The organism is Janthinobacterium woesei, from assembly GCF_051380875.1.
Taxonomy (GTDB): Bacteria; Pseudomonadota; Gammaproteobacteria; order Burkholderiales; family Burkholderiaceae_D; genus Janthinobacterium.
The window spans coordinates 104,678-125,408 of record NZ_JBNYXW010000006.1 but is presented as its reverse complement, the minus strand read 5'-3'; the positions used below and the strand labels follow the sequence as shown (position 1 = coordinate 125,408).

Genomic DNA, 20,731 nt, shown 5'->3' with positions numbered 1-20,731 from the left:
CAAAACAACTGCCGGGGTTAATTATTCAACTCTCTGCGCATCGGCACGAAGGCGATGCCGCCCTCCTCCACGCGCGGCCCGGTGGGCGTAAAACCCAGGCTTGCATACAGGGGCAAGGCGTACACGGAGGAATTCACCGTAAAACCCGTTGTATTGCCCCTGGCCAGCGCGGCATCGCGGGCTGCCTGCCACAAACGGCGCGCCATGGCGCGCCGGTACAGCGCGCGCGGCACGAACATGTGGAACAGATGCGTGTTGTCGCGCATGGCCACCACGCCGGCCAACGCGCCATCGACATGCGCCAGTTGATAGGCGTAATTGGGCAGCGACAGATAGCCTTCGATGGCGGGCTGGCGGCAATGTTCGATGAACTTTTCCGCCCCCGCGCCGTCCGGGCACAGGGTCAGGAAAGGCATCAGATCATCGATCAGGGCGACGAGGGCGGGCGCGTCGGCAACCAAGGCGGGACGCAGGGTGATGATGGGCAAGGTTGTCATGCGTAAATCATGCTATGCCCTTGCTAAAAGATACAACCCTCAGCAAAAATCGCGGCTGCTCGTCCTCAAGCGCCCCAGCAGGTGCGACATGTCGACCAGGCGCCTGGCCACCAGGTTGCGCACGATGCCTTCCCGCTGCCACACGCCGTACACGCCCAGCAGCGGCGCACTCAGCACTTCACGGCGCTGGCTTTCCACCAGGTCCGGCCAGACGATGACGTTCACCGTGCCCGTCTCGTCTTCCAGCGTCATGAAGATGACGCCCTTGGCCGTGCCCGGGCGCTGGCGCACGGTGACGATGCCGCAGGCGCGCGCCAGCTGGCCATCCGTGTAGCTGGCCAGGGCGGACGCAGGCAGGAAGCGCTGTTCCAGCAACTGCTTGCGCAGCAGCGCCAGCGGATGGCGCCCCAGAGTCAGGCCCTGCGCACGGTAGTCGCTGACGATGCTTTCGCCTTCCGTGGGGGCCGCCAGCACGGGCAAGTCTTCCTCTGGCGTGGTGCAACGCAACAGATCCTTGTCGGGCACGGCGCCGGCCGCTTGCCACAACGCTTCGCGGCGGTGGCCGGCCAGCGCGTGCAGCGCGTTGCCGGCGGCCAGAACCTGCAAGTCATGCCGATCCAGGCCGCCACGGCGCGCCAGGTCGGCCACGTCCACGAAGGGGGCGATGGCGCGCGCATCCTCGATGCGCTGGGCCGTCTCTGCACGCATGCCGAACAGGCTGTTCAAGCCCAGGCGCACGGCCGGCTCAGGGCACGGCCCTTCCAGTGTCCCTTCCAACTTCGCTTCCAACTTCGCTTCCCAGCCGCTGACGGCCACATCGACGGGCAGCACTTGCACGCCATGGCGGCGCGCATCCTGCACCAGTTGCGAGGGGCTGTAAAAACCCATGGGCTGGCTGTTGAGCAAGGCGCACAGAAAGACGGCCGGTTCGTGGCATTTCAGCCAGGAACTGGCATACGTCAGCAGCGCGAAGCTGGCCGCATGCGATTCGGGAAAGCCGTATTCGCCAAAACCTTCGATCTGGCTGAAGATGGCTTCCGCGAACTTCCGGTCATACTCATTTTTGACCATCGCCTCGACGATACGTTCCTGATAATTGTTCATGCCACCCTTGCGTTTCCAGGCTGCCATGGCGCGCCGCAGCTGGTCCGCTTCGCCGGGCGTGAAATCGGCGGCGATGACGGCCACCTGCATCACTTGCTCCTGGAAGATCGGGATGCCCAGCGTGCGCCCCAGCGCCTTTTCCAGTCCCTTCGGATACACCACGGCTTCCTTCTGCTGGCGCCGCTGCAGATACGGATGCACCATGCCGCCCTGGATGGGGCCGGGGCGCACCAGCGCCACTTCGATGACGAGGTCATAGAATTGGCGCGGGCGCAAACGCGGCAACATGCTCATCTGCGCGCGCGACTCGATCTGGAACACGCCGATGGTGTCGGCCAGACACATCATGTCGTAGGTGGCCGGGTCTTCCGCAGGGATATCCTGCAAACGGAATTCTTCGCCGCGCCGCACACTGACCAGCTCCAGCGCGCGGCGCAGGGCCGACAGCATGCCCAGCGCCAGCACGTCGACCTTCATCAAGCCCAGTTCTTCCAGGTCATCCTTGTCCCACTCGATGACGCTGCGCCCCGCCATGGTGGCGTTTTCAATCGGCACCAGGCGCGACAATTTGCCTTGCGCGATGACAAAGCCGCCCGGATGCTGCGACAGGTGGCGCGGAAAGCCCAGCAGCTGCTGCGCCAGGCTGGCCCACTGCTGCGACAGCGGTGCTTGCGGGTCGAGCCCGCATTCGGCCAGGCGGTTCAATAAGTCGTGCTTGCCGTCGAACCAGCGATGCGCCTTGGTCACTTTTTCCACGATGGCCAAGTCGACGCCCAGCGCCCGGCCGCTATCGCGCAAGGCGCTTTTCGGCCGGTAGCTGATCACCACGGCCGCCAGCGCAGCACGCTCGCGCCCGTATTTCGCGTAGATATATTGAATCACTTCCTCGCGCCGCTGGTGCTCGAAATCAACGTCGATATCGGGCGGCTCGTTGCGCTCGCGCGACATGAAGCGCTCGACCAGGCAATTGCCGCGCGCCGGGTCCACTTCCGTGATGTGCAGGCAATAGCAGACGGCCGAATTGGCCGCCGAGCCCCGCCCCTGGCACAGGATGTTTTGCGAACGGGCAAAGCGCACGATGTCATACACGGTCAAAAAATAGGCTTCGTAGGACAGATCGGCGATCAGTTCCAGCTCATGCTCGATCTGCTGCAGCACATTGGCCGGGATGCCCAAGGGGAAGCGCATGCGTGCGCCCGCATACGTTTCCTGGCGCAAATAAGTTGCCGGCGTATGCTTCTGCGGCACCAGTTCGTCGGGATAGTCATAGCGCAAGGTATCGAGTGAAAATGTGCACATCCCCGCGATGCGCACGGTTTCCGCCAGCGCCTGCGGCGGATACACATTGGCCAGGCGCAAGCGCGCGCGCAGATGCTGCTCCGCGTTTTGCGCCAGCGCATAGCCGCACTCGCCCACGGGTTTACCCACGCGAATGGCGCACAGGGTGTCGAGCAGGGGCTTGCGCGAACGCACGTGCATGCACACGTGGCCGACGGCCACCACGGGCAAGCCCTGCGCCTCGCCCGCTTCCTGCACGGCAAGGCGGTGCGCGTGATCCTGCGCCCGCTGCAGCAAATTCAGGCCCACCCAGCTGCGCCCGCTGCCAAAGGTGGCGGCCATCCACGCCCCTTGCGCGCGCAAGGTGCCGGGCTGGGCCGGGTAACTGGGCAGCAAGATCATCAGACAGCCCGGCAAACCTTGCAAATGGGCAAACTCGGGCGACGGCGCGGCGAAATCGTCCGGCGTCAGCAGGTAGCGCCCCTTGGCCGCCCGCGTGCGCGCCATGGTGATCAGTTCCGACAAATTGCCATAGCCTTCACGGTCCTGCACCAGCGCCAGCAAGGACAAGGGCGCCCTGCCATCGGCCTGCGTCAGGTGAAAATGCGCGCCGATAATCAAGGGGAAACCGGCCCGCTTGGCCGTCGCATGGGCGCGCACCACGCCGGCCAGCGAACACTCGTCCGTGATGGCCAGCGCGTGGTAACCGAGCTGGACGGCGCGCGCCACCAGTTCCTGCGCATGCGAGGCGCCATGCAAAAAGCTGAAGTTGCTCAAGCAGTACAACTCAGCATACTCGGGTAAGACTGCGCCCCCCATGATCTACCTCAATAACTGTATATAAACACAGTATATTATACGCATATGGCATCGCGCTTATCGTTTATGCTGAGGTTTTACCTTTTCCCACCGCTCACCATGACCGTTCACCTTTTAAAATGTTTCGGCGCCGAAGCCGGCGGCGGCAATCCCGCCCTGGTGGTGGAAAATAACCACGCGAGCGAGACTGAGCGCCAGCGCTTTGCCCGCGAGCGCCAGGTCAGCGCCTGCGTCTTCATCGACCGGCAAGCGGATGGCAGTATCGTGCTCGACTATTTTTATCCGCACACGCGCAGTCCGCTGTGCCTGCACGCCACCCTGGCGGCCACGCATGTGCTGCTGACGGCGCCCGGCGCACCGGCTACGCTGACGGTCACGACCGCCATGCGCGGGCAAACATTGCAACTGGTGCGGCGCGAAGCAGGCCTGTCGAATGGATTATTTATTGGCCTGTCACCACAGCCGGCACCAGCACTGACCATCGAGCGGTATATCGCGTCGGAACTGATGGGCCAGCACATGCACTTGCTGTCGCCACCCATCATCGCCTCCGTCGGCAGCCCGAAGCTGCTGCTGGAAGTGGCCGACCGCACCACCCTGCGCGCGCTGCGGCCGAACCTGGAATTGATCGCCGACTGGAGCGCCTTGCATCAGGTCAGCGGCTGCTATGCATATTGCCGCATCGGCGAGAACGAGTACGAGGGGCGTAACTTCAACCACCCCGATCCCGCACAGGAAGACAGCGCCACGGGCGTGGCGGCGGGCGCGCTGGCATGGCACTTGCAACAATCGCTGAGCCTGCATCAGGGCCACGTGACGCAGCAACCTTGTTTGATCCAGGTGCAAACGTCGCCAGGCGAAGGGAAAATCTGGGTGGGCGGCATGGTGCAAAGCAGCACCTGAATGGGGCATGGCGCACCAGCGCAAGGCAAGTAAACAGGTGAGAAAAAGATAATCAACCAGGAAACAACAGTTACCAGGAATTTGTAATAACAAAACAAAGTATCGCTGGTGAATAATGAAATGATGGCACTAGAATCGAGTGAGAAATAATGACCATACCACTTGGAGATACTGCGTGCCGACCCTCACTACCTTGCGTAAAGCAGTCCTCATCAGCCTGTACGGCAGCGCCGCCCTGGCCGCCTTCAGCCCCACCGCCATGGCGCAGAGCAATGACCCGGCGGCCTCGGAGGGCCCCGTGCAAACGGTCAGCGTGGTCGGCTCGCGCCGCGTCGCCAGTTCTGCCACGGACACCATGGTGCCGGTCGATATCATTCCCATTTCCAAAGTGGCCGAGCAAGGCGGACAATTCGACCTGGCGCAATCGCTGCAATACATCTCGCCCTCGTTCAACTCCACCCGCCAGACGGGCGCCGACGGCGCCGACCTGATCGATTCTGCCGCCCTGCGCGGCCTCGGTTCCGACCAGACGCTGGTGCTGGTCAACGGCAAGCGGCGCCACACGACGGCCCTGGTCAACCTGTTCGGCGCGCGCAACCGCGGCAACACGGGCACGGACATGAATGCGATTCCCTTGCTGGCGATCAAGAACGTGCAAGTGCTGCGCGACGGCGCCGCCGCCCAGTACGGCTCGGACGCCATTGCCGGCGTGATCGACATTGAACTGAAGAAAAGCCTGGGCTGCGAAGCGGTGGCCGGCTACAGCCAGTATTCGGAAGGCGATGGCAAGAATTACCTGACCTCGGCCTACTGCGGCATCGCGCTGGGCGACAAAGGCGTCATCGCCATCACGGGCGAATACTTGGACCGGGGCCGCTCGAACCGCGCCGACGCGGACAGCATGCGCATCATCGGCGATACCAAGTCGCAAAACAAGACGCTGTATGTGAATGGCGACTACGCCACCAGCGCCACCGGCAAGCTGTACTTCACGGCCGGTGTGCAGACGCGCGACGCGTCCAGCGCCGCGTTCGGCCGGGGCGGCATCGGCAGCGACGACATTCCATCGCGCAACTCGGCCGCCATGTACCCGGACGGCTTCGTGCCTTTCATCAACGGCAAGATCGACGACCAGTACGCCACCCTCGGCCACCGCAGCCAGATCGGCGAATGGCATGCAGATTTCTCGCAAACCTATGGCTACAACAAGATGCGCTACGACATCAGCCATACCCTGAACGCCTCCATCGCCAACCTCGATTTATTGAATGGCGGCAAGGGTGTCAGCGCCAGCAGCTTTGACGCGGGCGGCTTCTCGTTCCAGCAACTGACCAGCAACGCCGATTTCAGCCGTTATTACGACACAGTGATGAGCGGCATGAACGTGGCCTTCGGCGCCGAATACCGCAGCGAGCAATACAAGATCATGGCCGGCGAACCGGGCTCCTACAGCGACGCGGACGGCGTGGGCGTGGGCGGCAACGCGGGCAGCCAGGGCTTCCCCGGCTTCCAGCCCGGCGACGCCATCAAGGCCAAACGCCACAGCATCGCCGCCTATGGCGACGTGGAACTGGAGTGGACGAATCGATTGAAAACGCAAGCGGCCCTGCGCTACGAGAAGTTCAGCGATTTCGGCTCCACCGTGACGGGCAAGCTGGCCGCCAGCTACAAGGTGGCGACTAACGTGCTGCTGCGCGGCTCGGCCAGCACGGGTTTCCGCGCGCCATCGTTGCAGCAAGTGTATTTCTCGTCCACCTTCACGGACTTCATCGGCGGCGTACCCACCGACGTGGTGCTGGCGCCCAACGGCGGCGCGGTGGCCAATGCGGCCGGCATCCCGAAACTGAAGGAAGAAAAATCCACCAGCTTTACCTTCGGCACCACCTGGACGCCGACGCAAGCCATTTCCGTGACGGCCGACCTGTACAACATCAAGATCAAGGACCGCATCGTGCTGTCAGGCCGCTTCAATGCCGACAATTACCCGGACCTGGCGGCGCGCCTGGCCCTGCTGGGCGTGGGCGAAGCGCAATTTTTCGTCAACTCCATCGACACGCGCACGCGCGGCCTGGACCTGACAGCTTCGCACAAGGGCGAGCTGGCCGGCAACCGCCTGAACACCTTCCTGGCTTTAAATCTGAGCAAGACGGAAGTGACGAAAGTCAAGACGCCGGCTTCGCTGACCGGCTTTGAAGACGTGCTGCTGTCCGAACGCGAACGCCTGTTCATCGAGCAGGGCGGCCCGCGCGCGAAAGCCACCTTGGGTTTCGACTACATCACGGGCAAGCTGGAGTCCGACTTGCGCATCATCTACTTTGGCCCGCAAACCCTGGGTACCTTCAGCGGCACGGCCGAAGGCGTACCCAACGCCCGCTATGCAGCCAAGACCTCGGCCGATCTGAGCTTCACCTACAGCATTAACAAAAACACCAAGATCACTTTCGGCGGCAACAACATCTTCAACGTCAAGCCCACCACGCAGAACGCGGACGAAACGGACAACGGTTTCAAGTACGACAGCGTGCAGTTCGGCCTGAATGGCGCGTCGTACTTCGGGCGGCTGTGGGTGAAGTTTTAAGCTGACGTCCAGTATCAGTGTCTGCGGCTGCGCCAACATCGGCAGCCGCTGTTCTTTTCAGCTGTCGTCATAGCGGGAGCTTGATGAGAGGCTGCTTGCGTCCCAAAGCGGCCCTTGCTGAGCGCTTAAATGGCCTACCTGTAAACAGCGGCCTTGTGCGTGAAACAAGCATCAATGATATAGTCTAGCGCACTAGATACTAGTGCACTAGGAAAACTCATGAGCAAGACCAGATCTGACGCTCGCCGCGAGGTAGGCCAGCAAATTTCCTTCGCACTCTACGGCGCCGCCAATCGCATGGCACGGCTGCATAAGCCCCTCCTCGAACCGTTTGGGCTAACCTTTCCGCAATACCTTGTGGTGCTCGATCTTTTCAACAGCGCGCCGAGGTCCGTGGGAGAGTTGGGGACAAAGCTCGATATGGACACCGGCACGATCACACCCCTGCTCAAGCGCCTTGAAGTATCCGGTATGGTCACACGGATACGCGATCCAGCCGACGAACGGCGTGTTCTCATCAACCTTACTGATGCGGCGCAAGCCATGCGCAATGAGGTCTGGGGCGTCACCGACAAGATCAATACCGCCTGCCAGTTCACCGATACTGGCTTGGCCGAACTGCGCAACACACTTGACGTACTCGCACGTCCCCCTAACGACTGAGCGTCGCACTCAACAACCCATGGAGAATATTCATATGAAGATCGGAATTATCGGCGCCGGCAATATTGGTGCAACCGTTGCAAAAAAACTTGCCGCTAGCGGTCACGATGTGAAGTTGGCCAATTCGAGAGGACCGGAAACGATCCGCGACCTTGCCCGTGACCTCGGGGTTGCCGCCGTCAGCAAGGAACAGGCGGTGGATGACGTTGACGTGATTGTGCTATCCATTCCCTTCGCGAAGTATGCCGACCTGGCTGACCTTTTCAGTCGTGTTCCAACAGGAGTCGTTGTCATCGATACATCGAACTACTACCCTTTCCGCGATGGCGCGATCGGCGAAGTCGATCACGGAAAACCCGAAAGCGTGTGGGTGAGCGAACAAATTGGCCGGCCTGTCATCAAGGCATGGAATGCAGTGCTGTCCCACACCTTTTCGGAGAATGGCAAGCCGGAAAGCTCGCCCGCACGCATTGCCGTTCCAGTCGCGGGTGACGACGCAAAAGCGAAAGAAATAGCCATGCAGCTTGTGAGGATTACCGGGTTCGACGCGCTGGACGCTGGCACGCTCGCCGAATCCTGGCGACAGCAGCCCGGCACCCCGGCTTATTGCACGGAACTGACTTCCGACGAGCTGGCATCTGCGCTGGCGACTGCCGACAAAGCGCGCGCTCCGACGAATCGCGAAATGCTGATCAAGGAGTTCATGGCGGGTTATGGCAAGTTGACGCACGACGATATGGTCATGCGAAACCGGGCTGTCACTGCTTGAACGGACTGAAGAGTGGTTTCTGAAAGGCACCATTGCATAGTGGTCAAACTAGCGACCGTCTGCTATTGGCCGGTAGCGGCCCCTGGCACTGTAACGCGTTTGCCATCCATGTAAGATGCAATCTGCGTCACCATCATGAAAGCGATGCCATGCCCCCGGCCACACTGGAATTCTGGTTCGATTTCGGCAGCAACTACAGCTACCTGAGCGCCATGCGCATCGAGGAACTTGCGCGTGAAAGGGAGGTCAAAATCCTCTGGAAGCCCTTTTTGCTGGGCGTGCTCTTCAAGGAACTGGGCTGGGAAACATCACCGTTCGTGCTGCAACAGCGCAAGGGCGACTACACCTGGCGCGACATGGCACGCCAGTGCGCTAAATACGGCTTGCCGTGGCGCCAGCCCAGCAGCTTTCCCCGCACGGCCCTGCTGCCCATGCGCGTCGCCATGATCGGCGCAGACCAGGGCTGGATCGCGCCGTTTGCGCAGCGCATGATGACGATGAATTTTGCCGCCGACCGCGATATCGACAACGTTGACGCGGTCAGCGCGGTATTGATCGGGCTGGGGCTGGAAGCGCCCGCCATCCTGGCCCTGGCTTTGACACAGGACAACAAGCTGCGCCTGCGCCGCCAGACGCAGCAGGCGCAAGCGCAGGGCCTGTTCGGCGCGCCCAGCTTCATCTGCGCGGGAGAACTATTCTGGGGCAATGACCGGCTCGATGATGCGCTGCTGCATGCGGCGAACGCCAGCCCTTAAACGCAGCCGCCCGCCAGCACCGCGATTTCTTTCTGCATGTTCTCAATCGCCCGCTCGTTATACTGGTTGGCAAAATACGCATCGCCAAACAGCTGCCCCGCCTGCGCCTTGCCACATAAATGCTGCAAGGCCTGGCCGCGCTGCTGCTTGAAGCGCACCGGGTCTACATGCGCGTATTCGCGGCCGATGGCGTGCGTGTAGGCTTGATACACCTCGTCGTCCTGGCCCAGGATGGCCAGGTCGGCGCTCAGCATGGTGTCTTTCAGCGCGTGGCTGATGCCGGGGCCCTGGAAATGGTCGGTGGCGCGTATCAATTGCGCTACATCAGCGTTGTCGCCCGCGTCCAGGCCGCTGGCCAGCCACAGCTGGGCGCTGGCCTCTTCGCTGGAATACAGCGCGTCTTCGTCGTGGCTGTAGACGGCGTCGTGGAACCAGAAGGCTTTTTTCACCAGCGCGCTGTCGCGTTGCGAGGCATAGGTATTGTCGGCCCAGACGCGAATTTCCGACAAGCCGTGCACCAGGTGGTCGAGGTTGTGATAGTGGCGATCAAAGCCGCCATACGCCTGCGGCCCTGTCAGGTGGGCGAACCAGTGATCAAACAGGGCGATGTCGGCCTCCGAAACGGTGGTGTAGTTCCACAGCGCTTGCCACTCCTTGCGCAGGCAGTCGAGTATCCAGGCCTGGTAGGCGGGGCCGGGGACGAATTTCTTCATGGTCCAGTTCCAGCCCACGGGACCTTCCAGCGCCTTGACGAAGCTGGAGCTGACGGAGCCTAAGTCGCGCGGCGGCATCACAAAGATGGTCTTGGCGCCCTGCAGCACATCCACATTGGTTTGCTGGATCAGGTTTTCATAGTCGAAATCGGCCGTCGTGCGGATGCCCCGTATCAGGTAGTCGCAGCCGTGCTTTTTCGCCGCGCGCGCCGTGTAGTCGCCCTTGACGATGACCACCTCCACATTATCCCAGCCGCACTCGCGCGCACTCTGCTCGATGATGCGCTTGCGGTCTTCGGCGGGGAACTGGGGCTTCTTGGCGGGGTTTTGCGACAGGAAGACGATCACCTCGTCGGCGAGCGAACGCGCTTCGCCGATCACCCACATGTGGCCGTTGGTGATGGGGTCGAGGGTGCCTGAAAAGCCGATCTTCTGCATGCTGCGCTCCGTTCATTGATTTTGCTTGATTTTGCTTGTTCCGCAGACAATATAGGCCCACGACGCGCACGTCAATGCAACAGAGTAAAGATCGGTCAGTTCAGGATGGCAGCGAGCCTCATTTTTTCAGCGGCACAGGGAACTCCACGCGCACGCACAGGCCGCCCAGGCGCTCCGATTTATCCAGCACCAGGCGCGCGCCATGGCGTTCGGCAATGGCCTTGATGATGGCCAGCCCCAGGCCGCTGCCGTTGGCGTCCGTGCCGGGCACGCGGTAGAAGCGGCTGAAGACGCGCTCGCGCTCCTCGGGTGGGATGCCGGGGCCGTTGTCTTCCACCGACAGGGTCACGCCGGCGGGGCTGGCGCGCAGGTCGATATCCACCGTGCCGCCCTGCGGCGTGTACTTGATGGCGTTGTCGACCAGGTTGCGCAGCATGATATTGAGCGCGTCGGCCTGGCCGGCCACCTTGGCCGGGTCCATGTGATGCAGGCCCAGGTCGATCTTGCGCGCCTGCGCGATGCCGGCCATGTCGCCCAGCGCGCGCTTGACAACATCGTTCAAATCCACCGCCTGCAGCTGGTCGCCGCTGGCGGCGCTCGCTTCCTGGCGCGCCAGCACCAGCAACTGCTCGACCAGGCGCGTGGCCCGCTCGATGCCGGCGCTGACGCGCGAAATGGCCAGGCTGCGTTTTTCCTCGGATTCGGCCCGCTCCAGGCTCACGACCTGCAGTTTCAGGGCCGCCAGCGGCGTGCGCAATTCATGCGCGGCGTCGGCAACGAAATGCTGCTGCGCGTCGAATGCCGTCTTCACGCGCCCGAACAGCAAGTTCAATTCATGCACGAGGGGGCGCACTTCGTCGGGCAAGCCCGCTTCCGAGACGGGCGACAGATCATCCGCCTGGCGCGCCGCCACCTGCTTGCGCACGCGCGCGACGGGCGCCAGCGAACCGCTGACGACCCACCAGACCACTAGCATCAATATGGGCGCCATCAGGGCGATGGGCCCCACCGTGCGCAGCGCCAGGCTGCCGGCCATGCGTTTGCGCACGGCCATGTCCTGGGCAATCTGCACGGTCTGGGAACTTGTTTGCACGGAGAAGATGCGGTAGGTGGTGCCGTTCGCCTTGACATTCGAAAAGCCCAGCACGGCGCGCTGCGGCAGTTCTGCACGCGTGATCGAGCGGAACACCTGCACCCCGTCCGGGGTCCACACCTGCACCACCATGTCATTGTTGACGGGGTCGGCCGGCAAGGCTTGCGCGTGGTTGGCCAGCGGCGCGCCGGAACGCAGCGACAGGGCCATCTGCTGCATGTGGTAATCAAAAATCTGGTCGGCGTCGTACAGTGCGCTGCGGTAGGCGATCGAGGCTTGCGCCAGGGCCGCCATGATGATGGCCGCCAGCAAAAACCACAGCAGGCGGCCACGCAGCGAGTGCGTCACCGTGACCTTCATCCTCATGCCTTGGGCACCATGTAGCCGAGGCCGCGCACATTCTGGATCAGCTCGCTACCCAGCTTCTTGCGCAAGCCATGGATATATACTTCCACCGCATTGCTGTTGACTTCATCCTTCCAGCTGTACAGCTTTTCTTCCAGCTGCGCGCGCGACAGCACGATGCCGGGGCGCGCGATCAGCGCTTCGAGCACGGCCCATTCGCGCGCCGACAGGTTGACGGGATGGCCATCGGCGATCACTTCGCGCGTCAGCGGATTGATGGACACACCCTGGTGTTCGAAGATGGGTTCCGGCCGTCCCGAAGCGCGCCGCAGCAAGGCGCGGATGCGCGCCAGCAGTTCATCGAGGTCATACGGTTTCAGCACATAATCGTCGGCGCCCGCGTCCAGGCCGGCGATGCGCTGCTCGACGGCGTCGCGCGCCGTGGCCACCAGCACCGGCGTGTCGAGCTTGCGCAGGCGCATCGAGCGCAGCACGTCGAGGCCATCCTTGCGCGGCAAGCCCAGGTCCAGCAGCACCAGGTCATAGGTTTGCGTTTGCAGGGCCGTATCGGCCATGTCGCCATCCTTGACCCAGTCCACCGCGTAATGCTCGGCGCGCAGCAAGTCGAGCACCACCTCGCCGATCATCGTATCGTCTTCTACCAGCAATAGCCGCATGCCCTACTCCTTCATGTTCACTGTTTTATCGACATTGCATCCTGCGCCAGATCAACCGAGGCGCACCGGAATGAAGATCTTGTCCGGTCCCCGCTGTATCAGCAAGGCCACCGACTTGGCGGACTTGTCGACGACGTCGCGCACTTGCTCGACGGTGTTGACGGGACGGCCATTGACCGACAATAACACGTCGCCTGGCAACACCCCGGCATTCGCCGCCGCGCCGCCCGCGTCTTCCACCAGCAGGCCGGCGCTGATGCCCGCCTCGCGTTTTTCATCCGATTGTAACGGACGCAGGGCCAGGCCCAGTTGCACCTTGCCGGCGGCGCCATCGCTCTTCGCCACTTCGGCGACCTTGTCGGCGGCATTGCCCAGGGTGGCCATCAGGCTGACGATCTTGCCGTCGCGCCAGACATCCATGCTGATCTTGTCGCCAGGCAAGGACGTGCCCACCAGCGCGGGCAAGTCGGCCGAGGCGATGATGCGCTGGCCATTGACCTTGCGCACCACGTCGCCCGACTTCAAGCCTGCCGCGTCGGCCGGGCTGCCCCGCTCCACGTTAGCCACCAGGGCGCCTTCCGGCGTAGCCAGCTTGAACGAATCGGCAAAGCCCTGGTTCACTTCCTGCACCGTCACGCCCAGCTTGGCGTGGCTGGCCTTGCCGGTGGCCACGATCTGGTCCTTGATGCGGCCGGCCAGGTCGATCGGGATGGCGAACGACAAGCCCTGGAAGCCGCCCGTCTGGCTGTAGATCTGCGAGTTGATGCCGACCACTTCGCCGCGCGTGTTGAACAGCGGGCCGCCCGAGTTGCCGGGATTGACGGCCACGTCGGTCTGGATGAAGGGCACATTGCTGTCGTCTGGCAAGGAGCGGCCCTTGGCGCTGACCACCCCGGCCGTCACCGTGCTGTCGAAACCGTACGGCGAGCCGATGGCCAGCACCCACTCGCCCACTTTCAGCTCGCTCGAATGGCCGAGCGGCACGATGGGCAGGTTGCTGGCGTCGATCTTCAGCACGGCAATATCGGTCTTCGGATCGGTACCGAGCACCTTGGCGCGAAATTCGCGGCGGTCGTTCAGCTTGACGGTCACTTCGCGCGCATCGCGCACCACGTGGGCATTCGTCATGATGATGCCGTCCGGGCTAACGATGAAGCCGGAACCCAAGCCGTGCGTGGGCACGTCGCGGCCGCCGCGCTGCCCGCCTTGCGGACCTTGGAAGCGGCGGAAGAATTCGAAGAACGGGTCGTTGCCGAAGTCGTCGTTGCCGGCCTGGGCCGAGGGCTCGTACGCCACCTTGGTGCTGCCCGTGACGCTGATGTTAACCACGGCCGGGCTGTTGCGCGCGGCGATCTGGCTAAAGTCGGGCAAGGCCACTTGCGGCGCCGCGGCGACGGGCGCGACAGCGGCAGCCACGGGGGCGGCGGCAGGCGCGCCATTCGCGCCGGCATTGTTTTGATGTATCACCATGGCGCCACCGGCGCCCAGCACACCGATCGCGGCCAGCGCGGCTACGGTGCGCTTGATGTTCAGAGATGCCTTATTCGCTTGCTGTTCCATGAATTGCTCCTCATTCAATGAGATTTTGATGTATGCAATAGTGGGCCAGGAGTCTTAGGCTGTGCTTAACATTTTTCCATTTAGAAACAGGCATTTGCGCCTTTAAGCATGGCTTAATCCTGCGCGCCTCACGTAGCTGGCAGCTGGCACGGCATGGGGAAATGGCGCAAAGGGAATACTATCGTGGGTGCGGACGCAACACTGGCCGGATAAACCGGCCAGTATTTTACTGCATGGGGAGGGCGGGAACCCTCCCGCTGGCGCCAGCGCCCGCAAGGGCGCCGGGACAGTTCAGCTTAGGCTGCCTGGCGCTGTTCCAGCGCGTTGACCGCAGTACCGCTGTTGGCGGCGCTCTCGATCTCGATCTTGCGCGGTTTCAGCGCTTCGGGCACTTCACGCACCAGGTCGATGGTCAGCATGCCGTTTTCAAACGTGGCGCCCGTGACCTTCACATGGTTGGCCAGCTGGAAGCGCTGTTCGAAATCGCGGGCAGCGATGCCGCGGTGCAAGAAAGTACGCTCGACACCATCTTTCTGCTTGCGGCCCGTGACATGCAGCGAGTCGCGTTCGGTGATGATGTCGATCTCTTCGCGCGAGAAGCCGGCCAATGCCATCACGATGCGGTATTTATCTTCCGACACCAGTTCGATGTTGTAGGGTGGGTAGCTGGGCTGCGCATCGGCGCGCTGTTCGTTGAGCAAGTGTGCCAGACGATCAAAGCCGATGGCGGAACGATACAGGGGAGCAAGGTCAAAAGTACGCATGATTAAATATCCTTTTCAGTTAAGCGATAAGTATCGCGGACCTCACCATGAGCATCCGCTTGCTACCAATCTAAGGACGATGCGCAGGCGTTCAAGGCCTTGAAATTGGCGAAAAGTGCCCAAGACGTCCAACAATTTGTAAAAGAAATTTACACAATGCTAGACTCGTCATTTGCCAACCAGACCATCGAGCCAGCCGCCACATGTCCCGTTCTCTCCTGTCCTGTTCCCTCGCCCTTCTCGTTTCCACCACCGTCCAAGCCGCCTCGCCCACTCCAGCCCCCATCGTGCTGCATGTCGACGCCAGCAATGTGGCGCAGCAAATTTTCAGCATCCGCGAGAGCATCCCCGCCGCGCCCGGCAAGCTGACCTTGCTGTATCCGCAATGGGTGCCGGGCAACCACGGCCCCAGCGGCCCGCTGAACCAGCTGGCCGGCCTGCGCCTGTCCGCCAATGGCCAGGCTTTGGCATGGCAGCGCGATCCCGTCAACATGTTCGCCTTCCACCTCGACGTGCCGGCCGGCGCCACGGCGGTGGAAGCGCAGTACCAGTTCCTCTCGCCCGTCGACACCAGCCAGGGGCGCATCACCATGACTGGCGACATGCTGGGCGTGCAGTGGCATGCGATGACGCTGTACCCGGCCGGGCGCGCCGCGCGCGACATCGTCGTGCAGCCATCGCTGACCCTGCCGGCCGGCTGGCAGTTCGGCAGCGCCCTGCAGGTGCGCGCCGAAAGCGCGACAAAGGCGGGAAAACTGGTGGATTTCCAGCCGCTCGACCTCGATACCCTGGTCGACTCGCCCGTCTTCGCGGGGCGCCACTTCAAGCGCATCGACCTCGATCCGGGCGCGCAAGTGCCCGTGCACCTGAACCTGATGGCCGACAGTGCCGACAGCCTGGAGGCGACGCCGCAGCAAATCGACCAGCACCGCGCCATGCTGCAGCAAGCCTACAAGCTGTTCGGTTCGCGCCACTACCGCCACTATGATTTCCTGTTGGCCCTGAGCGATGAATTCGGCGGCATCGGGCGCGAACACATGCAGTCGAGCGAAAACGGCGTCAAACCCGGCTATTTCAGCGACTGGGACAAGAACGAGGCGGGCCGCGTGCTGCTACCGCACGAGCTGACTCACTCGTGGAACGGCAAGTTCCGCCGCCCCGCCGGACAGGACACGCCGGATTTCAACACGCCGCTGCAAAATGGCCTGTTGTGGGTCTATGAAGGGCAGACGCAGTACTGGGGCAATGTGCTGGCGGCCCGCTCCGGCCTGGTGGCGCCTGCCAATATGCGCGACCTGTTCGCCTCGACGGCGGCGCACTACGACGTGATACCCGGGCGCAGCTGGCGCGCCATGCAGGATACGACGAACGATCCGATCATCAACGGCCGGCGCCCCATCGGCTGGAGCAGCTGGCAGCGCGATGAAGACTACTATATGGAAGGTTCGCTGGTCTGGCTTGATGTCGATACCACCATCCGCGAACTGTCCGGCGAGCGCCGCTCGCTCGACGACTTCGCGCGCGCCTTCTTTGGCGTACAGAACGGCAGCACCACGCCCCTGCCCTACACCTTTGACGATGTCGTGGCGGCCCTGAACGCCGTGCAGCCGCACGACTGGGCCACCTTCCTGCGTAGCCGCCTCGATGGCCACGGTCCGGGCGCCCCGCTCGACGGCCTGGCCCGTGCGGGCTGGAAACTGGTCTACCGCGACACGCCCACGCCGTTCATGAAAGCAACTGAAGAACGCAGCAAGGGCGCGGATCTGACGTACTCGCTGGGCTTGACGATCGACAAGGATGGCAAGCTCGGCAAGCTGCTGTGGGACGGCCCCGCCTTCCAGGCTGGCCTGTCGGGCAACACGACCTTGCTGGCCGTGAATGGCACGGCCTACACGCCCAAGCTCTTGAAAGCGGCGATCCAGGCAGCCAGGGGCGGCAAGCAGCCGATTAACTTGCTGGTAAGAAAGGGCAAGCAATTCCAGACGGTGGCGCTCGATTACCACGGCGGCCTGAAGTACCCGCAACTGGAACGCATCGCCGGCACGCGCGACCGCCTGAGCGCCATCCTGCTGGCCCGCTGAGAAGGCAATACCTAGGGGGATTTTGCGTGGCGCCCCCTATGCGGGGCTGGCTTTTGGTGTATGCTGGCAAGATGAATAATGATACCGACATCCAGCTCAGCGGCCCCTTCAAGGCCACCGACGGCTCCGGCCGTGCCCACGACATCAAGGCCATCCGCATCTTCGACGAAGGCTACGGCATCATCGACGTCTACGTCGACTTCGCCGCCCCGCTCGAAGCGGGCGCCTGCAAGGACAAGACCCTGGTCGGCCACATCCTGGCCCGCCTGCGCAGCCTCGGCTACGTGGGCCCCGACTTCGGCCATGGCGACCTGGGCCTGCAAGACAAGAAACTCATCGTTTTGGAAGCACCGGAAGAATTTTCCGCCTTTGCCATCAGCAAGGGCTGGAAAGACCTTTCCGCCGAATTCGACGAAGACTGAGCGCCTGCCAAACGCCCATGGCGTTGTTGCCTTGCCCTGAGCATTTTTCAGGCACTCAGTGTATCAAACTACATCAGCATGATCATACGCCGTACCCGCTACTTGCCAGTACGGCGTTTTTCATGGGCGGCACTTATGCGAGGTAGCGCGCGCTCCAGGCGGCGATGACGTTGGCCACATAGGCCGCATCATTGCGCCCCGTCAATAGGTGGTCGGCGTCATCGAGCGAGACAAAACTTTTCGGGTGCTTGGCCGCCGTAAAGATCTCCATCGCATTCGACAGGCTTACCGTGGTGTCGTTCGGCGCGTGCATCACCAGCAGGGCGCGGCGCAGGCCTGCGATGTGCGCCTTCAGGCTGTGGCTGCCTGCGTCGTCGACGAATTGCTGGCGGATACGGAAGGGCCGCCCTTCCAGCTGCACCAGCGCTTCGCCCTCGACGGCGATCTGTTCCAGATGTTCGCTGAACATGCGCGTCACATACGCCGGTGCGCTCGGTGCGGCCAGGGTGGCGATGGCCGTCGCTTCCGGCACTTGCGACGCGGCGGCCAGCACGGCCGCACCACCCAGGCTATGGCCGATCAGCAATTGCGGTGCAGCATGTTTTGCCCGCAGAAAATCGGCGGCGGCGATCAAATCGGCCACGTTCGATGAAAAATTGGTGGCGGAAAACTCGCCCTCGCTAGCGCCCAGCCCCGTAAAGTCGAAGCGCAAGACGGCGATGCCGTGCTGCGTCAAGCCTTGCGCGATACGCCGCGCGGCCAGCACGTCCTTGCCGCAGGTAAAGCAATGGGCGAACAGCGCATAAGCGCGGATATCGCCATCGGGCGCATCGAGCCGCGCCGCCAGCACATGGCCGTGCGCGCCGGGAAAATCTTGCCGGGTGGATTTCATTGTGTCAGATCAAAGCTGCCGGGCATGCCGGCCGATGGCGCATTGTAGCGCCGCCCGGCCCTATGCTGTTTTAACCACGCTGCGGCACGTCCACGCCCTTGACGACGGCGGGCCGGACAAGAAACGCCGCCAGCACGCGCTGCACATTGGGGAAGTTGTCGAAGCCGACCAGCTCGCTGGCGCCGTAAAAACCCACCAGGCAGCGCACCCACGGGAAGATCGCGATGTCGGCAATCGTGTACTGCCCGCCCATGATCCAGTCACGGCCCTGCAAGCGCTGTTCCAGCACGCCCAATAAACGCTTCGATTCACCGATATAGCGTTCCAGCGGACGCTTGTCCGCGTATTCCTTGCCGGCAAATTTGTGAAAGAAGCCCACCTGGCCAAACATGGGGCCGATGCTCCCCATCTGTAACATCAGCCATTGAATGGTTTCGTAACGCAAGCCCGCATCCTGCGGGATGAACTTGCCGGTTTTCTCGGCCAGGTAAAGCAGGATGGCGCCAGATTCGAACAGCGCCAGCGGTTTGCCATCGGGGCCGTTCGGGTCGATGATGGCAGGAATCTTGTTGTTCGGATTGAGCGACAGGAAGGCGGGCGACATCTGGTCGTTATGCTCGAAGCTGACCAGGTGCGGCTCGTAAGGCAGCCCCGTTTCTTCCAGCAGGATGGAGACCTTGATGCCGTTCGGCGTCGGCAGCGAGTACAGCTGCAGGCGCTCAGGATGCTGGGCAGGCCATTTCTGGGTGATGGGGAAGTCAGAAAGCTGTGACATGGAAATCCTTTATTTAACAAATATGCGGCGCCGGACAGCAAGTATAGCCAAGCATGGCCGTTTTAACAGGGCAGCGCAGGAGGCGGCTTGCCGCGCCTGCGCGCCGCCACTCACTCAGCCAAACAAGCCATGCAAAAACCAGCGCGGCGCGGCGTCTTCGCCACTGCCGGCGATGCGTTCGCGGTAGACCCAGTAATGGGCGTGGTCGCGTCCTTCGGCAATGAAATAATCGCGCGCCTGCGACTGGCCCCACCAGCCCGCCTCGATGCGCTCGGCAACGGAGACCATTTTCAGGGGCGAGCCATAGAAAGGCCGGTGTTCGCGCATCAGCAGGGCGATCGGCTGGGCCAGCAGCCAGCCGGGGCGGGGCATGCCGGGCAAGCCGGGCGGCAAGTCGGGCAGCGCGTTTTTTGCAAGGGGTTTCGCCGGCAGCGGCAGCCACTGGTTGGCTGCCTCGGGGCGGTAATCGGCGCGCGGTGATGCCTGTAAGACATTCTCGGCGCCCAGGCGCGCCACCAGCAATTCCATCAGGCGCTGGCGCTCCTGCGGCGTGCCGCCCGGCTCGGGAAACAGGGTTTCGCTGGGCGGCGCCATTGCCTGCACCTGCAGCGCTTCCAGGACGAGGCCGATCACGGGCGCGTCCAGCACCAGCTGCGCCAGGCGTTCCTTGAGCAAACGCAGCAAGTGTTCGTCGCGCCAGACAGCCTCGCCCAGCGCCAGCTCGATGACGGTGGGCGGGCGCGCCACCCGGCCCCGCTCGTGCGCCAGCAACAGGGCGATGCGCTCGACGGCGAATTGCCGCGCGCACAGCCAGCCCGTCATTTGCTGCAGCAAACGGCGCGCGCCGAACAGCAGCGCGTCCGCGTTTTCCACGCGGTCGAACAATTCCAGGCTGGCGCGAAACGTGGGCGGTGCCTCGATCCACACGAACAGTTCCGTGCCGTGGCCATGCGCATCGTCGAGCATGCCCAGCAAGGCAGCGCCGCAGCGGCGCTGCAGCCCGGGCCGGGGCAACTGGCGCAACTGCCCCAGGGTGCGGCAACCGATGCCCTCTAACCAGTCCAGGTAGGGGCGCGCCGGTGGCAGCAAGGCGCACGGCAGCCGGTCGAGGCGGCGCACCAGGCTGGCCATGCCCAGCACGCGGCTGCGGCGCGTATTCGCGCGCGCCAGCAGCCAGGCGCCGCGCGCCGTGGGGGCGCACGACAGCACGGCCGTGTAGCCCAGCGCGCGCAGGCTCGTTTCGATTCTCCGGCACAGGGCGCGCACGCCGCCAAACAGGCGCAGGCTGGCGCCCGCGTCGACCAGCAGGGTCGCCTCCTCGCCTTGCGCCACCTGCGGCGAGTATTGCAGCAGCGCCAGCGCCACCGCTTGCAACGCCTGCGCTTCCAGTGCGAAAGAGCGTTCGTGCAGGCGCGCCTGCGGTGCCAGCATCAGTGCGCCCGCGCGGCGCATGCCCGGCTTGATGCCCGCCGCCCGCGCCAACGGCGACAAGGCCATCACTTGCTCCTGCTCCAGCACCACGCCGAGCGGGTCAGCCGACCAGCTCGGGCAAAATACTTCGAGCGGGAGCCGGGGCAGGCAAAGGCCGATCCAGAGTTGCATGGC

General features: G+C 63.1%; 17 protein-coding genes. 7 read left to right on the top strand and 10 right to left on the bottom strand.

Features of this window, described 5'->3' with window-relative positions; translation table 11 throughout:
• Positions 1–17: 17 nt before the first annotated feature.
• Positions 18–497: a GNAT family N-acetyltransferase gene (locus tag ACQ4W6_RS08280; RefSeq protein WP_436566703.1), complete on the bottom strand. Its 480-nt coding sequence runs from the start codon at positions 495–497 to the stop codon at positions 18–20.
• Between the two features lie 39 nt (positions 498–536).
• The gene (locus tag ACQ4W6_RS08275; protein WP_436566702.1) at positions 537–3,698 is read right to left on the bottom strand and encodes an error-prone DNA polymerase; all 3,162 of its coding nucleotides are present in this window, start codon (positions 3,696–3,698) and stop codon (positions 537–539) included.
• A 99-nt stretch (positions 3,699–3,797) separates the two neighbouring features.
• On the opposite strand from ACQ4W6_RS08275, the gene ACQ4W6_RS08270 reads away from it, so the two are divergent.
• The 5 genes from ACQ4W6_RS08270 (at position 3,798) to ACQ4W6_RS08250 (ending at position 9,366) form a co-directional block, all read left to right on the top strand.
• Complete coding sequence (locus ACQ4W6_RS08270; RefSeq protein WP_436566701.1) at positions 3,798–4,601, top strand: PhzF family phenazine biosynthesis protein; 804 nt, start codon at positions 3,798–3,800, stop codon at positions 4,599–4,601.
• A 175-nt stretch (positions 4,602–4,776) separates the two neighbouring features.
• Positions 4,777–7,179 (top strand): TonB-dependent receptor plug domain-containing protein, encoded by a 2,403-nt coding sequence (locus tag ACQ4W6_RS08265; protein ID WP_436566700.1) that lies wholly within the window; start codon positions 4,777–4,779, stop codon positions 7,177–7,179.
• A gap of 219 nt (positions 7,180–7,398) precedes the next feature.
• Positions 7,399–7,842: a MarR family winged helix-turn-helix transcriptional regulator gene (locus ACQ4W6_RS08260; protein ID WP_436566699.1), complete on the top strand. Its 444-nt coding sequence runs from the start codon at positions 7,399–7,401 to the stop codon at positions 7,840–7,842.
• Positions 7,730–8,611, top strand: a complete 882-nt coding sequence (locus ACQ4W6_RS08255) for an NADPH-dependent F420 reductase (RefSeq protein ID WP_436566698.1) — start codon at positions 7,730–7,732, stop codon at positions 8,609–8,611. Before ACQ4W6_RS08260 ends, ACQ4W6_RS08255 begins: the two co-directional genes overlap by 113 nt.
• 149 nt (positions 8,612–8,760) lie before the next feature.
• Entirely contained in the window at positions 8,761–9,366 is a 606-nt protein-coding gene (locus ACQ4W6_RS08250; RefSeq protein ID WP_436566697.1) for a 2-hydroxychromene-2-carboxylate isomerase, read from the top strand.
• Here ACQ4W6_RS08250 and coaD read toward each other — a convergent pair.
• From coaD to ACQ4W6_RS08225, 5 genes are all read right to left on the bottom strand, one after another.
• Positions 9,363–10,517, bottom strand: coding sequence for a pantetheine-phosphate adenylyltransferase (coaD, locus tag ACQ4W6_RS08245; RefSeq protein WP_436566696.1), 1,155 nt, complete (start codon positions 10,515–10,517; stop codon positions 9,363–9,365). The two genes, ACQ4W6_RS08250 and coaD, sit on opposite strands and share 4 nt — an antisense overlap.
• Before the next feature lie 118 nt (positions 10,518–10,635).
• Positions 10,636–11,970 carry an ATP-binding protein gene (locus ACQ4W6_RS08240; RefSeq protein ID WP_436566846.1) on the bottom strand — a complete coding sequence of 445 codons (1,335 nt, stop codon included), beginning with the start codon at positions 11,968–11,970 and terminating at the stop codon, positions 10,636–10,638.
• A 2-nt stretch (positions 11,971–11,972) separates the two neighbouring features.
• Complete coding sequence (locus tag ACQ4W6_RS08235; RefSeq protein ID WP_436566695.1) at positions 11,973–12,632, bottom strand: response regulator; 660 nt, start codon at positions 12,630–12,632, stop codon at positions 11,973–11,975.
• 51 nt (positions 12,633–12,683) lie between these two features.
• Positions 12,684–14,192, bottom strand: coding sequence for a Do family serine endopeptidase (locus ACQ4W6_RS08230; protein WP_436566694.1), 1,509 nt, complete (start codon positions 14,190–14,192; stop codon positions 12,684–12,686).
• Positions 14,193–14,488: 296 nt separating this feature from the next.
• Positions 14,489–14,956 (bottom strand): Hsp20 family protein, encoded by a 468-nt coding sequence (locus ACQ4W6_RS08225; RefSeq protein WP_436566693.1) that lies wholly within the window; start codon positions 14,954–14,956, stop codon positions 14,489–14,491.
• A gap of 203 nt (positions 14,957–15,159) precedes the next feature.
• On the opposite strand from ACQ4W6_RS08225, the gene ACQ4W6_RS08220 reads away from it, so the two are divergent.
• Positions 15,160–17,037 carry a M61 family metallopeptidase gene (locus ACQ4W6_RS08220; RefSeq protein ID WP_436566692.1) on the top strand — a complete coding sequence of 626 codons (1,878 nt, stop codon included), beginning with the start codon at positions 15,160–15,162 and terminating at the stop codon, positions 17,035–17,037.
• Positions 17,038–17,108: 71 nt separating this feature from the next.
• Positions 17,109–17,459 carry a hypothetical protein gene (locus ACQ4W6_RS08215; protein WP_096238637.1) on the top strand — a complete coding sequence of 117 codons (351 nt, stop codon included), beginning with the start codon at positions 17,109–17,111 and terminating at the stop codon, positions 17,457–17,459.
• A 133-nt stretch (positions 17,460–17,592) separates the two neighbouring features.
• Here the strand turns inward: ACQ4W6_RS08215 and ACQ4W6_RS08210 are convergent, their stop codons facing one another.
• The 3 genes from ACQ4W6_RS08210 to ACQ4W6_RS08200 form a co-directional block, all read right to left on the bottom strand.
• Complete coding sequence (locus ACQ4W6_RS08210) at positions 17,593–18,351, bottom strand: alpha/beta hydrolase family protein (RefSeq protein ID WP_436566691.1); 759 nt, start codon at positions 18,349–18,351, stop codon at positions 17,593–17,595.
• A 70-nt stretch (positions 18,352–18,421) separates the two neighbouring features.
• On the bottom strand, positions 18,422–19,126 hold the full coding sequence (locus ACQ4W6_RS08205) for a glutathione S-transferase N-terminal domain-containing protein (protein ID WP_436566690.1): 705 nt from the start codon (positions 19,124–19,126) through the stop codon (positions 18,422–18,424).
• 114 nt (positions 19,127–19,240) lie between these two features.
• Positions 19,241–20,728, bottom strand: coding sequence for a Y-family DNA polymerase (locus ACQ4W6_RS08200; RefSeq protein ID WP_436566689.1), 1,488 nt, complete (start codon positions 20,726–20,728; stop codon positions 19,241–19,243).
• Between the last annotated feature and the right edge of the window lie 3 nt (positions 20,729–20,731).